Below are 13,151 nucleotides of genomic sequence, written 5' to 3' on the forward strand. Positions count from 1 at the left end.
TCACCCTAGGGAGCGACTTCAACAATGCGTATCATCAACAGCCTGATTCTCGCGGGCGGCCTGCTGGCCTGTGGCACCTCTTTCGCCGGCGACCTGCTGCAGTGGCAGAACAACAGCCTCACCTACCTGTGGGGCAAGAACTTCAAGGTCAACCCCGAGACCCAGCAGACCTTCACCTTCGAGCACGCCGACGCGTGGAAGTACGGCGACAACTTCATCTTCGTCGACAAGATCTTCTACCAGGGCAAGAAGGACGCCAGCAACGGCCCGAACACCTACTATGGCGAGATCAGCCCGCGCCTGTCGTTCGGCAAGATCTTCGACCAGAAGCTGGAGTTCGGCCCGGTCAAGGACGTGCTGCTGGCGATGACCTACGAGTTCGGCGAAGGTGACACCGAGGCCTACCTGATCGGCCCGGGCTTCGACCTGGACATTCCTGGCTTCGACTACTTCCAGCTGAACTTCTACCAGCGCACCACCGATGGCAGCCGCGCCGGTGACAACGTCTGGCAGATTACCCCGGTCTGGTCCTACACCATTCCGGTCGGCTCTTCCGACGTGCTGATCGATGGCTTCATGGACTGGGTGGTGGACAACGACGAAAATCGCCACGGCACCTACCAGGCCAACCTGCACTTCAACCCGCAGATCAAGTACGACCTGGGCAAGGCCATGCACCTGGGCGAGAAGCAGCTGTACGTAGGTATCGAGTACGACTACTGGAAGAACAAGTACGGGATCAAGGATTCCGACGCGTTCACCACCGACCAGAACACCGCAAGCCTGCTGGTCAAGGTTCACTTCTGACCTGAGCATGGGGCTGCTGCGCAGCCCTTTCGCGGCACAAGGCCGCTCCTACAGACGAGCGCATCACCTGTAGGAGCGGCCTTGCGCCGCGAACCGGGGTAAAACCCCGGCCATACACCTCAAGCCGCGGGCCGAACCACTCGCCACAGTTTCCCGGCAGCAGTCACCACCGCCAGCACCACCGCCCCAGCGACCACTCCCGCTACCCCATTGAGCAATGCCCCGGTCAACGCCCCGCCGCGCCCTTCGCTGAACGCCTCGATGGCATGATGCAACGGTGCGATCCCGTGCACCAGAATCCCGCCACCGACCAGGAACATCGCCGCGGTACCGATCACCGACAGGCTTTTCATCATGTACGGGGCGGCGCGCAGAATGCCGTTGCCGACCGCCTGGAGCGCCTTCGAGGACTTCTGGGTCATCCACAGGCCCAGGTCATCGAGTTTGACGATGCCCCCTACCAGGCCGTACACGCCGATGGTCATGACGATGGCGATACCGGCCAGGACGATGATCTGCTGGGTCAGCGGCGCATCGGCCACGGTGCCCAGGGTGATCGCGATGATTTCGGCCGAGAGGATGAAGTCGGTGCGCACCGCGCCCTTGATCTTGGCCTTTTCGAAGGCCACCAGGTCGACGTTGGTGTCGGCCACCGCTTCCTTGCGCGCCGCATGCTGCGCCTGGTCTTCTTCCTCGCTGTGCATGAACTTGTGCGCCAGCTTCTCGAAGCCCTCGAAACACAGGTAGGCACCGCCGAGCATCAGCAATGGCGTGACCGCCCAGGGGATGAAGGCGCTGATCAGCAGCGCGGCCGGCACCAGGATCGCCTTGTTGACGAACGAGCCCTTGGCCACCGCCCACACCACCGGAATTTCCCGCTCGGCGCGCACGCCCGTGACCTGTTGGGCATTGAGCGCAAGGTCATCGCCGAGCACGCCCGCGGTTTTTTTCGCCGCGACCTTGGTCATCAGCGACACGTCGTCGAGCACCGTGGCGATGTCGTCGATCAGTACCAGTAGACTGCTTCCTGCCATGTTTGCGCTTTCCAAATGAGTGAATGGGCCCGATTCTAGCCCAAAGCCGCTGCCTTGAGCGCCCGTTGGGGCCGGTGCTACCATGCCCGATCCCTCTTAGAGGTGGCCAGACACGAGGAAGATCCCCGAAAATGAGCACCATTCGCGAGCGCAACAAGGAACTGATCCTGCGCGCGGCCAGCGAGGAATTCGCCGACAAGGGCTTCGCCGCCACCAAGACCAGCGATATCGCGGCCAAGGCCGGCTTGCCCAAGCCGAACGTGTACTACTACTTCAAGTCCAAGGACAACCTCTACCGCGAGGTCCTGGAAAGCATCATCGCGCCGATCATGCAGGCGTCGACGCCGTTCAATGCCGACGGCGATCCGAAAGAAGTATTGAGTGCGTACATCCGCTCGAAGATCCGCATCTCGCGCGACCTGCCGCACGCATCGAAGGTGTTCGCCAGCGAAATCATGCACGGGGCGCCGCATCTGTCGCCGAGCCAGGTCGAGCAGTTGAACGAGCAGGCGCGGCACAATATCGAGTGTATCCAGCGCTGGATCGAGCGCGGGCAGATCGCCCATGTCGATGCCCATCACCTGATGTTCAGCATCTGGGCCGCGACCCAGACCTACGCCGATTTCGACTGGCAGATCTCGGCGGTGACCGGCAAGGCCAAGCTGGCCGACAGCGATTACGAGGCGGCGGCCGAGACCATCATTCGCATGGTGCTCAAGGGTTGCGAGCCCGAGGCTGCCTGAGAATCGGCTGTACTGGCCTCTTCGCGGGCCAGTACAGCCGATGGAGAATCAGGCCGCTACGCCAGCATCCGCCGTCAACCCCGCCTCCTCGATGGCACTGATCGCACACTGCTCGTCGATATCCGACGTATCCCCACTGATCCCCACCGCCCCCAGCACCCTACCGTCCTGACTGCGAATCAGCACGCCACCCGGCGCCGGCACCACCGGCCGTTCACCCAATCCATTCAACGCCGCGAAAAACGCCGGCCGCTGCTGCGCGTCCAGCGCCAGCAAGCGTGAGCCCTTGCCCAGGGCAATCGCCCCCCAGGCCTTGCCAATGGCCACCTGCGGGCGGATCAGGCTGGCGCCATCCTCGCGCTGCAGGGCCAGCAAATGCCCGCCGGCATCGAGCACTGCCACTGTCAATGGCGCGGCACCGATCTTGCGGCCCGCGGCCAGCGCGGCATTCACCAGGCCGACCGCGACATTCAGGTTCAAAGCGTTCATGCAAAGGTCCTCTTCTTGTTGTGAGAAGCCCTGAGGGCAGTTGAAAACCGATAGACCAATAGAACACAACAAATCATATTTTTGTATACAATAAATTCAAACATACGTATGCGATCCTGCAAACGCCCGTTTTCATGGGCGCTCTAGCGAAACGTCTTTTCACCGACGAAAACCCATTGACCTGAGCCTCTAGGCGTGAATACACTTTGGCGCAAAGCAAGTTGTATACAATTACAAAATCGATGAGGCACAAATCATGAGCAAAATGAGAGCAATCGATGCAGCCGTTCTGGTCATGCGCCGTGAAGGCGTAGAGACTGCATTCGGCATTCCGGGGGCTGCCATCAACCCGCTGTACTCGGCCCTGAAGAAAGTCGGCGGCATCGATCACGTCCTCGCTCGCCACGTCGAAGGCGCCTCGCACATGGCCGAGGGCTACACCCGCGCCAACCCCGGCAACATCGGTGTGTGCATCGGCACCTCCGGCCCTGCCGGCACCGACATGGTCACCGGCCTGTACAGTGCCTCGGCCGATTCCATCCCGATCCTCTGCATCACTGGCCAGGCCCCGCGTGCACGCCTGCACAAGGAAGACTTCCAGGCCGTCGACATCACCAGCATCGTCAAGCCGGTGACCAAGTGGGCCACCACCGTGCTCGAGCCCGGCCAGGTGCCGTATGCCTTCCAGAAAGCCTTCTTCGAGATGCGCACCGGCCGCCCAGGCCCGGTGCTGATCGACCTGCCGTTCGACGTGCAGATGGCTGAGATCGAATTCGACATCGATGCCTACGAACCGCTGCCGGTGCACAAGCCTTCGGCCACCCGCGTACAGGCGGAAAAAGCCCTGGCAATGCTCAACGACGCCGAGCGCCCGCTGCTGGTGGCCGGTGGCGGCATCATCAACGCCGATGCCAGCGACAAGCTGGTCGCCTTCGCCGAACTGACCGGCGTGCCGGTGATCCCGACCCTGATGGGCTGGGGCAGCATCCCCGACGACCACGCGCAGATGGTCGGCATGGTCGGCCTGCAGACCTCGCACCGCTACGGCAACGCCACCCTGCTGAAATCCGACCTGGTGTTCGGCATCGGCAACCGCTGGGCCAACCGCCACACCGGTTCGGTCGACGTGTACACCGAAGGCCGCAAGTTCGTGCATGTGGACATCGAACCGACCCAGATCGGCCGCGTGTTCACCCCGGACCTGGGCATCGTTTCCGACGCCGGCGCCGCCCTGGACGTGTTCCTCGAAGTGGCCCGCGAGTGGAAGGCCGCCGGCAAGCTCAAGTGCCGCCAGACCTGGCTGGAAGACTGTCAGCAGCGCAAAGCCAGCCTGCAGCGCAAGACCCACTTCGACAACGTGCCGGTCAAGCCGCAGCGCGTGTACGAAGAGATGAACCAGGTGTTCGGCAAGGACACCTGCTACGTCAGCACCATTGGCCTGTCGCAGATCGCCGGCGCGCAGTTCCTGCATGTGTACAAGCCGCGTCACTGGATCAACTGCGGCCAGGCCGGCCCGCTGGGCTGGACCATTCCGGCCGCGCTCGGCGTGGTCAAGGCCGACCCGCAACGCAAGGTGGTGGCGCTGTCGGGCGACTACGACTTCCAGTTCATGATCGAAGAGCTGGCAGTGGGCGCGCAGTTCAACCTGCCATATGTGCACGTATTGGTGAACAACGCCTACCTCGGGCTGATTCGCCAGGCACAACGTGGCTTCGACATGGATTACTGCGTGCAACTGGCGTTCGAGAACATCAACGCCACCGACGCTGCCAGCTACGGCGTCGACCACGTCGCCGTGGTCGAGGGCCTGGGCTGCAAAGCCATCCGTGTGTTCGAGCCAGGCGAGATCGCCCCTGCCCTGCTCAAGGCGCAGAAAATGGCCGAGGAGTTCCGCGTACCGGTGGTGGTCGAGGTGATTCTCGAGCGTGTGACCAACATTTCCATGGGCACCGAGATCAACGCGGTCAACGAGTTCGAAGACCTGGCCCTGGTCGGCAACGACGCGCCAACCGCCATCTCGATGCTGGACTGATCGACAGACGCCCCCGGCGCGCCGGGGGCCTTCATCGCAAGGAGACAACCATGCCACGTTTGGCTGCCAACCTGTCCATGCTGTTCACCGAACAGGATTTCCTGGCCCGCTTCAAGGCGGCCGCCGATGCTGGTTTCAGCGGCGTCGAGTACCTTTTCCCCTACGATTTCGGCGCCGCCGAGATCAAGCAACAACTCGACGCCAACGGCCTGACCCAGGTGCTGTTCAACCTCCCTGCCGGCGACTGGGGCAAGGGTGAGCGCGGCATCGCCTGCCACCCCGACCGCATCGAAGAATTCCGCGCAGGCGTCGACAAGGCCATCGAGTACGCCAAGGTGCTGGGCAACACCCAGGTCAACGCCCTGGCCGGCATCCGCCCGCAAGGCCCGGACTGCGCCACCGTGCGCAAGACCTTCGTCGACAACCTGCGCTTTGCCGCCGACAAGTTGAAGGCCGCCGGCATCCGCCTGGTCATGGAAATGATCAACACCCGCGACATCCCCGGCTTCTACCTGAACACCACCCAGCAAGCCCTGGAGATCCAGGCCGAGGTGGGCAGCGACAACCTGTTCCTGCAGTACGACATCTACCACATGCAGATCATGGAAGGTGACCTGGCGCGGACCCTGGAAACCAACCTGCCCCTGATCAACCACATCCAGTTGGCGGACAACCCGGGGCGCAACGAGCCGGGGACCGGCGAGATCAACTACCGCTTCCTGTTCGAGCACCTGGACCGCATCGGCTACCAGGGTTGGATCGGCGCGGAGTACAAGCCCAAGACCACCACCGAAGCGGGCCTGGGCTGGCTGAAGACACACAACGCGATCTAACGAACAACTCGCCCCCCCTGTGGGAGCGGCCTTGTGTCGCGATTGGGCTGCGCAGCAGCCCCGGCCCTCTTTGCCGAGGCGAAAATCCTGGGGCCGCTGCGCGCCCCTTTCGCGACGCAAGGCCGCTCCCACAAAGGGCCCAAAGCGCCTGTTCCAGCGGGATTCAACAAATACAAAGAGGTAATCTCTCATGGCTAAAATCGGTTTCATCGGCACCGGCATCATGGGCAAGCCCATGGCCCAGAACCTGCAAAAAGCAGGTCACAGCCTGTTCGTCTCCACCCACCACGACGCAGCCCCGGCCGAGCTGATCGCCGCTGGCGCGGTGGCCCTGGCCAACCCCAAGGAAGTGGCCCAGGAAGCCGAATTCATCATCGTCATGGTGCCCGACACCCCGCAGGTCGAGAGCGTACTGTTCGGTGACAACGGCGTTGCCCAGGGCGTAGGCCCGAACAAGGTGGTGATCGACATGAGCTCGATCTCGCCCACCGCCACCAAGGCCTTCGCCGAGAAGATCAAGGCCACCGGTGCTGCCTACCTGGACGCCCCCGTGTCCGGCGGCGAAGTCGGTGCCAAGGCCGCGACCCTGAGCATCATGGTCGGTGGCTGCCCGAATGCCTTCGAACGCGCCCTGCCGCTGTTCCAGGCCATGGGCAAGAACATCACCCGCGTCGGCGGCAACGGCGACGGCCAGACCGCCAAGGTGGCCAACCAGATCATCGTCGCCCTGAACATCCAGGCCGTCGGCGAAGCACTGCTGTTCGCCGCCAAGAACGGCGCGGACCCAGCCAAGGTGCGTGAAGCGCTGATGGGTGGCTTTGCCTCGTCGAAGATTCTCGAAGTGCATGCCGAGCGGATGATCAAGGGCACCTTCGACCCGGGCTTCCGCATCAATCTGCATCAGAAGGACCTGAACCTGGCATTGCAAGGCGCCAAGGAGCTAGGCATCAACCTGCCCAATACCTCCAACGCCCAGCAAGTGTTCAACACCTGCCAGGCACTGGGTGGCGGCAACTGGGACCATTCGGCGCTGATCAAGGGGCTGGAGCACATGGCCAATTTCTCGATCCGCGACGACAAGTAGTCCTGTTGTAGGTCTCTCCGGCCCTTTCGCGGGTAAACCCGCTCCTACAGGTACACCGCCGCCTTCAAAATCGGTGGGATCCTGTAGGAGCGGGTTCACCCGCGAAGATGCCAACACCGAGCAACACCCGCCCCTGGTTCGGCCTGCACGGAGGCAGTTCCAGGGGCGTTTTGGATTCTGCAGAACAACAATAATTGGGAGCCTGCCATGTCGGTCGATCCGCAAAAATTTCTCCGCGAACTGTTCGACACAGCCATCGCCGCCGCCCACCCACGCCAAGTCCTCGAACCCTACCTGCCCGCCGACCGCAGCGGCCGGGTCATCGTCATCGGCGCCGGCAAAGCCGCAGCCGCCATGGCCGAAGTGGTCGAGAAGCACTGGCAGGGCGAAGTCAGCGGCCTGGTCGTGACCCGCTACGGCCATGGCGCCAACTGCCAGAAGATCGAGGTGGTCGAAGCCGCCCACCCGGTCCCCGATGCTGCCGGCCTGGCCGTGGCCAAGCGCGTGCTGGCGTTGGTCAGCAACCTCGACGAAAACGATCGCGTCATCTTCCTGCTGTCTGGCGGTGGCTCTGCCCTGCTGGCCTTGCCCGCAGAAGGCCTGACCCTGGCCGACAAGCAGCAGATCAACAAGGCGCTGCTCAAATCCGGCGCCACCATCGGCGAGATGAACTGCGTGCGCAAGCACCTCTCGGCGATCAAGGGTGGCCGCCTGGCCAAGGCCTGCTGGCCCGCCACCGTCTACACCTATGCCATTTCCGATGTACCGGGCGACCTGGCCACGGTGATCGCCTCCGGCCCGACCGTGGCCGACCCGAGCACCTCGGCCGACGCCCTGGCGATCCTCGAGCGCTACAACATCGAAGCGCCGCAAGCGGTCATCGACTGGCTCGCCAACCCAGCTTCCGAGACCGTCAAGGCCGGCGACCCGTGCCTGGCGCGCAGCCATTTCCAGTTGATCGCCAAGCCGCAACAGTCGCTCGAGGCCGCTGCGGTGAAAGCCCGCCAGGCCGGTTTCAGCCCGCTGATCCTCGGCGACCTGGAAGGCGAATCGCGCGAAGTGGCCAAGGTGCATGCCGGCATCGCGCGGCAGATCGTGCAGCACGGCCAGCCGCTCAAAGCGCCCTGCGTGATCCTCTCCGGCGGCGAGACCACGGTCACCGTGCGCGGCAATGGCCGCGGCGGCCGCAATGCCGAGTTTCTCCTGAGTTTGACCGAAAGCCTCAAGGGGCTGCCGGGCGTGTACGCACTGGCCGGCGATACCGACGGCATCGATGGCTCGGAGGAAAACGCCGGCGCCCTGATGACCCCAGGCAGCCATGCCCGTGCCGAGTCGCTGGGCCTCTCGGCCAGCAGTGAGCTGGACAATAACAATGGCTACGGCTACTTCGCCGCACTCGATGCGCTGATCGTCACCGAGCCAACCCGCACGAACGTCAACGACTTCCGCGCCATCCTGATCCTCGAGACCTCGCCATCATGACGCCTGACAAAAAAGTCAAAATCCTCGCCACCCTCGGCCCTGCGATCAACGGCATCGACGACATCCGCCAACTGGTGGAGGCCGGGGTGAACATCTTCCGGCTCAACTTCAGCCACGGCGAACACGCCGACCATGCCCTGCGCTACCAGTGGATCCGTGAAGTCGAGCAGCAACTGAACTACCCGTTGGGCATCCTGATGGACCTGCAGGGGCCCAAACTGCGGGTCGGCCGCTTCGCCCAGGGCAAGGTCCAGTTGCACCGCGGCCAGGCCCTGCGCCTGGACCTCGACCCCACGCCTGGCGATAGCCGCCGAGTCAACCTGCCACATCCGGAGATCATCGACGCCCTGGAACCCGGCATGGACCTGCTGCTCGATGACGGCAAGCTGCGCCTGCGCGTTACCGCCAAACATGGCGATGCCATCGACACCGAAGTGCTGGCCGGCGGCGAGCTGTCCGACCGCAAGGGCGTCAACGTGCCTCAAGCGGTACTCGAACTTTCGCCACTCACCGAGAAGGACCGCCGCGACCTGGCCTTCGGCCTGGACCTGGGCGTGGACTGGGTGGCCCTGTCGTTCGTGCAGCGCCCCGAGGACATCGTCGAAGCCCGCCAGTTGATCGGCGAACGCGCCTACCTGATGGCCAAGATCGAGAAGCCTTCGGCCGTCGACCAACTACAGGCCATCGCCGAACTGTCCGACGCGATCATGGTGGCGCGTGGCGACCTCGGCGTGGAAGTACCCGCCGAGAGCGTGCCACAGATCCAGAAACGCATCATCGGCACCTGCCGCCAGCTCGGCAAACCGGTGGTGGTGGCGACGCAGATGCTCGAGTCGATGCGCTTCTCGCCCGCCCCGACCCGCGCCGAAGTCACCGACGTGGCCAATGCCGTGGCCGAAGGTGCCGATGCGGTGATGCTGTCGGCCGAGACCGCTTCGGGTGACTACCCGCTGGAAGCGGTACGGATGATGAGCAAGATCATCCGCCAGGTGGAAAACGGCCCGGACTACCAGGCTCAGCTCGACGTTGGCCGGCCCAAGGCCGAAGCCACGGTTTCCGACGCCATCAGCTGCGCGATCCGCCGCATCAGCGGCATCCTGCCGGTGGCGGTGCTGGTCAACTACAGCGAGTCGGGTGCCTCGACCCTGCGCGCCGCCCGCGAGCGGCCACGGGCGCCGATCCTCAACCTGACGCCGAACCTGGCCACGGCGCGCCGCCTGAGCGTGACCTGGGGCGTGCACTCGGTGGTCAACGATCGCCTGCGTCAGGTCGATGAAATCTGCTCGACCGCCCTGGAGATCGCCCAGGCCCAGGGCATGGCCAGCCGTGGCGACACGTTGCTGATCACCGCCGGTGTGCCTTTCGGCAAGCCGGGTTCGACCAACACGCTGCGGATCGAGACCTTGATCTAAGCCATCACACCGACCTTGTAGGAGCGGGTTTACCCGCGAATGCGATAGACCAGGCGATACAGTTGTCCAGACTGACGCATTCGCGGGTAAACCCGCTCCTACAGGGTAGGTTGTGTGCCATTCAAGCGCGGAAAACCGAGGCCCAAAGAGGCCCACCGCTCCCCCTTAAACCTTACCGACTGCCCCATGTACGCCAAACATTCCCTCGTGCCATGCCCCGACTGGGCCACGGCACTGCTCAACGGCTTCAGCCAGGTGCTGCTGCTGCGCAATCCCCTGTGCGGCCTGTGCTGCCTGCTGGCCATGCTGCTGACCGCCCCGGCACTGGTCGGCGGCGCCCTGCTCGGCGCCCTCGCCGGGCTGCTCACGGCCCAGCGCCGCGGTTATGACCGCAGCGACCGCCAGGCCGGCCTGTACTGCTACAACGGGGTGCTGATCGGCATCCTGATCAGCGCGGTGTTGCCCTGGTCGGCGATCCTGCCACCACTGACCATCGCCGCCGGTGGCCTCTCCAGCATCATCACCCACCAGTGGCGCAAGCGCGGCGGCACGCTGCTGATCGCCTATACCGCGCCTTTCGTGCTGCTCGGCTGGGCTACCCTGCTGTTCGGCTCGCCTTCGGCCAACGGCTACGTAGAAGCCGAACCGTTGCACGCGGTGGCACGTGGCGTGGGGCAGATCTTCCTGCTCGACCAGCCGCTGGCGGGGGCGTTGATCATGCTTGGCGTGTTCATCGCCAACCCCTACGCGGCGCTGTGGGCACTGATCGGTTCGGCGGTCGGCGGCGGCGCTGCACTGCTGGCCGGCGAAGTCCAAGGGGCGTGGCTGGGGCTCTACGGATTCAACGCCGCGCTGGCGGCGCTGGCCTTCAGCCGCCAGGGTGAAAAACCCTGGGTGACGCTACTGGCAATCGCCCTCGCGCTACTGCTGCAACCGCTGTTCAACCTGCTGCCGCTCGCTGCACTCACTGCGCCTTTCGTCGTCGCATGCTGGCTGATGCACCTGGGCAATCATCTGGCGCGACACAGCCAAAAGGGCAACGGGGCTCGCTTGCACAGCTGAAACACAGCCCCTAGGCTCAGCCCATTGCACAGTGGAACGAGCCCATGGACAACCCGACGAGCCTGCGCGAGCGGCTCTACATCATCGTCTTCCAGACCGACACCAAGGCCGGCAGACGCTTCGACAAGATCCTCCTGCTGATCATCCTGGCCAGCCTGGTGACGGTCATCCTCGACAGCATCGACGAGGTGCACCGTGGCTACGCCGGGGTGCTCGCAACCATCGAGTGGGGGTTCACCGCGATCTTCCTGGCCGAGTACCTGACCCGGCTGTACTGCTCGCCCAAGCCCCTGCGCTATGCGTTCAGTTTCTACGGGCTGGTGGACCTGCTGGCCATCGTCCCGGGGATCATCGCGCTGTACTACAGCGACGCCCAGTACCTGTTGATCATCCGCGTGATCCGCATGCTGCGGATCTTCCGCGTGCTCAAGCTCAGCCCCTACCTGAAGCAGGCCAACTACTTGCTCGACGCGCTGCGCGGCAGCAAGCAGAAGATCATCGTGTTCCTGGTCAGCGTGTCGACCCTGGTGACCGTGTTCGGCACCTTGATGTACGTGATCGAAGGCCCCGAGCATGGCTTTACCAGCATTCCCAAGGGCATCTACTGGGCCATCGTCACCCTCACTACCGTGGGCTTTGGCGACATCGTGCCGAAGACGCCCCTGGGGCAGGTGCTGTCGTCGCTGGTGATGATCACCGGTTATTCGATCATCGCCGTGCCGACCGGGATCTTCACTGCAGAGCTGGCCAACGCGATGCGTGGCGATCAGCTGAAACACGATTGCCCGCGCTGCAGCAAGAAGAGCCATGAACCCAGCGCGGCATTCTGTTCGCGCTGTGGCAGTGTGCTCTTTCCGGGGCAGTGATGGTGTCGGCACTGGCCCTTTCGCGGGTAAACCCGCTCCTACAGGTACCCCACTGTTCTGGAATTAAGTGGGGTACCTGTAGGAGCGGGTTTACCCGCGAAAGGGCCAATACAGACACCAGCATAACCAAAGCATTTTTTGTTCTTTAACCGCCACAATGCCAACCGCTATAGTCGCTGGCATTCTGCCAACAGCTCACCCAGAACAAGGACGCAACGTGAAAAGACTCTTCACCGCTTCGCTGCTCGCCGCAGGCCTGACCCTCGGCAACCTCGCCCACGCCGCCCCGACCCTGCTCAACGTGTCCTACGACGTGATGCGCGACTTCTACAAGGACTACAACCCGGCCTTCCAGAAGCACTGGGAAGCCGAGCACAACGAGAAGGTCAACCTGCAGATGTCCTTCGGCGGCTCGAGCAAACAGGCGCGTGCGGTGATCGACGGCCTGCCGGCCGATGTCATCACCATGAACATGGCCACCGACATCAACGCCCTGGCCGACAACGGCAAGCTGGTACCGGACAACTGGGTGACGCGCCTGCCGAACAACAGCGCGCCTTTCACCTCGGCGACCGTGTTCATCGTGCGCAAGGGCAACCCCAAGGCGCTGAAGGACTGGCCCGACCTGCTCAAGGATGGCGTGCAGGTGATCGTGCCCAACCCCAAGACCTCGGGTAATGGCCGCTATACCTACCTGTCGGCATGGGGCTACGTGCTCAAGCAAGGCGGCGACGAGGCCAAGGCCCGCGACTTCGTCGGCAAGCTGTTCAAGCAGGCGCCGGTGCTCGATACCGGTGGCCGCGCCGCGACCACGACCTTCATGACCAACCAGATCGGCGACGTGCTGGTGACCTTCGAGAACGAGGCCGAGATGATCGCCCGCGAGTTCGGTCGCGACCAGTTCGAGGTGGTCTATCCAAGCGTCTCGGCCGAAGCAGAGCCGCCGGTGAGCGTGGTCGACAAGGTGGTGGCCAAGAAGGGCACCCAGGCCGTGGCCGAGGAGTATTTGAAGTACCTGTGGTCGCCAGCCGCTCAGGAAATCGCCGCGCAGAACTACCTGCGCCCACGCGATGCGACGGTGCTGGCCAAGTACACCGACCGCTTCCCGACAGTCGATTTCCTCTCGGTGGAAAAAACCTTCGGTGACTGGCGCACCGTGCAAAAGACCCACTTCAACGACGGTGGTGTGTTCGACCAGATCTACACCAACAAGTAATCGCCGTAGCCAGTACCGGCCCTATCGCCGGCAAGCCGGCTCCTACTGCGTCAACCATGGCCTGTAGGAGCCGGCTTGCCGGCGATAGGGC

12 protein-coding genes are annotated in these 13,151 nt (G+C 63.6%); 10 read left to right on the forward strand and 2 right to left on the reverse strand.

The features are described from left to right. Nucleotides 1–24: 24 nt before the first annotated feature. Entirely contained in the window at nucleotides 25–807 is a 783-nt protein-coding gene (locus E6B08_RS21435) for an outer membrane protein OmpK (RefSeq protein ID WP_136915850.1), read from the forward strand. Nucleotides 808–926: 119 nt separating this feature from the next. Here E6B08_RS21435 and E6B08_RS21440 read toward each other — a convergent pair whose 3' ends face one another. After that, nucleotides 927–1,841 carry a DUF808 domain-containing protein gene (locus tag E6B08_RS21440; RefSeq protein WP_136915851.1) on the reverse strand — a complete coding sequence of 305 codons (915 nt, stop codon included), beginning with the start codon at nucleotides 1,839–1,841 and terminating at the stop codon, nucleotides 927–929. Nucleotides 1,842–1,972: 131 nt separating this feature from the next. On the opposite strand from E6B08_RS21440, the gene E6B08_RS21445 reads away from it, so the two are divergent. Continuing rightward, nucleotides 1,973–2,584 (forward strand): TetR/AcrR family transcriptional regulator, encoded by a 612-nt coding sequence (locus E6B08_RS21445; protein WP_136915852.1) that lies wholly within the window; start codon nucleotides 1,973–1,975, stop codon nucleotides 2,582–2,584. 48 nt (nucleotides 2,585–2,632) lie between these two features. Here E6B08_RS21445 and E6B08_RS21450 read toward each other — a convergent pair whose 3' ends face one another. Next, nucleotides 2,633–3,073 carry a GlcG/HbpS family heme-binding protein gene (locus E6B08_RS21450; RefSeq protein ID WP_136915853.1) on the reverse strand — a complete coding sequence of 147 codons (441 nt, stop codon included), beginning with the start codon at nucleotides 3,071–3,073 and terminating at the stop codon, nucleotides 2,633–2,635. A 256-nt stretch (nucleotides 3,074–3,329) separates the two neighbouring features. Here E6B08_RS21450 and gcl point away from each other — a divergent pair, with 256 nt between their 5' ends. From gcl to E6B08_RS21490, 8 genes are all read left to right on the forward strand, one after another. Beyond that, nucleotides 3,330–5,105 (forward strand): glyoxylate carboligase, encoded by a 1,776-nt coding sequence (gcl, locus tag E6B08_RS21455; protein ID WP_136915854.1) that lies wholly within the window; start codon nucleotides 3,330–3,332, stop codon nucleotides 5,103–5,105. 50 nt (nucleotides 5,106–5,155) lie between these two features. Then, nucleotides 5,156–5,938: a hydroxypyruvate isomerase gene (hyi, locus tag E6B08_RS21460; protein WP_136915855.1), complete on the forward strand. Its 783-nt coding sequence runs from the start codon at nucleotides 5,156–5,158 to the stop codon at nucleotides 5,936–5,938. 190 nt (nucleotides 5,939–6,128) lie between these two features. After that, nucleotides 6,129–7,022 carry a 2-hydroxy-3-oxopropionate reductase gene (locus tag E6B08_RS21465; RefSeq protein ID WP_136915856.1) on the forward strand — a complete coding sequence of 298 codons (894 nt, stop codon included), beginning with the start codon at nucleotides 6,129–6,131 and terminating at the stop codon, nucleotides 7,020–7,022. Nucleotides 7,023–7,229: 207 nt separating this feature from the next. Further along, a complete protein-coding gene (locus E6B08_RS21470; RefSeq protein ID WP_136915857.1) occupies nucleotides 7,230–8,504 on the forward strand; it encodes a glycerate kinase type-2 family protein in 1,275 nt (424 codons plus the stop codon). Beyond that, a complete protein-coding gene (gene pyk / locus E6B08_RS21475; protein ID WP_136915858.1) occupies nucleotides 8,501–9,916 on the forward strand; it encodes a pyruvate kinase in 1,416 nt (471 codons plus the stop codon). Before E6B08_RS21470 ends, pyk begins: the two co-directional genes overlap by 4 nt. 186 nt (nucleotides 9,917–10,102) lie before the next feature. Next, entirely contained in the window at nucleotides 10,103–10,978 is an 876-nt protein-coding gene (locus tag E6B08_RS21480) for an urea transporter (protein ID WP_136915859.1), read from the forward strand. A 44-nt stretch (nucleotides 10,979–11,022) separates the two neighbouring features. Then, on the forward strand, nucleotides 11,023–11,844 hold the full coding sequence (locus tag E6B08_RS21485; protein WP_136915860.1) for an ion transporter: 822 nt from the start codon (nucleotides 11,023–11,025) through the stop codon (nucleotides 11,842–11,844). A 217-nt stretch (nucleotides 11,845–12,061) separates the two neighbouring features. Further along, nucleotides 12,062–13,060, forward strand: coding sequence for a sulfate ABC transporter substrate-binding protein (locus tag E6B08_RS21490; RefSeq protein ID WP_136915861.1), 999 nt, complete (start codon nucleotides 12,062–12,064; stop codon nucleotides 13,058–13,060). The last annotated feature ends 91 nt before the right edge of the window (nucleotides 13,061–13,151 follow it).

It is taken from the genome of Pseudomonas putida, from assembly GCF_005080685.1.
Taxonomy (GTDB): domain Bacteria; phylum Pseudomonadota; class Gammaproteobacteria; order Pseudomonadales; family Pseudomonadaceae; genus Aquipseudomonas; species Aquipseudomonas putida_V.

Bases quoted from the DNA above. Each gene is read 5' to 3' on its own strand.
- E6B08_RS21435 (WP_136915850.1), top strand. From the start codon at position 25: ATGCGTATCATCAACAGCCTGATTCTCGCGGGCGGCCTGCTGGCCTGT.
- E6B08_RS21440 (WP_136915851.1), bottom strand. From the start codon at position 1,841: ATGGCAGGAAGCAGTCTACTGGTACTGATCGACGACATCGCCACGGTG.
- E6B08_RS21445 (WP_136915852.1), top strand. From the start codon at position 1,973: ATGAGCACCATTCGCGAGCGCAACAAGGAACTGATCCTGCGCGCGGCC.
- E6B08_RS21450 (WP_136915853.1), bottom strand. From the start codon at position 3,073: ATGAACGCTTTGAACCTGAATGTCGCGGTCGGCCTGGTGAATGCCGCG.
- gcl (WP_136915854.1), top strand. From the start codon at position 3,330: ATGAGCAAAATGAGAGCAATCGATGCAGCCGTTCTGGTCATGCGCCGT.
- hyi (WP_136915855.1), top strand. From the start codon at position 5,156: ATGCCACGTTTGGCTGCCAACCTGTCCATGCTGTTCACCGAACAGGAT.
- E6B08_RS21465 (WP_136915856.1), top strand. From the start codon at position 6,129: ATGGCTAAAATCGGTTTCATCGGCACCGGCATCATGGGCAAGCCCATG.
- E6B08_RS21470 (WP_136915857.1), top strand. From the start codon at position 7,230: ATGTCGGTCGATCCGCAAAAATTTCTCCGCGAACTGTTCGACACAGCC.
- pyk (WP_136915858.1), top strand. From the start codon at position 8,501: ATGACGCCTGACAAAAAAGTCAAAATCCTCGCCACCCTCGGCCCTGCG.
- E6B08_RS21480 (WP_136915859.1), top strand. From the start codon at position 10,103: ATGTACGCCAAACATTCCCTCGTGCCATGCCCCGACTGGGCCACGGCA.
- E6B08_RS21485 (WP_136915860.1), top strand. From the start codon at position 11,023: ATGGACAACCCGACGAGCCTGCGCGAGCGGCTCTACATCATCGTCTTC.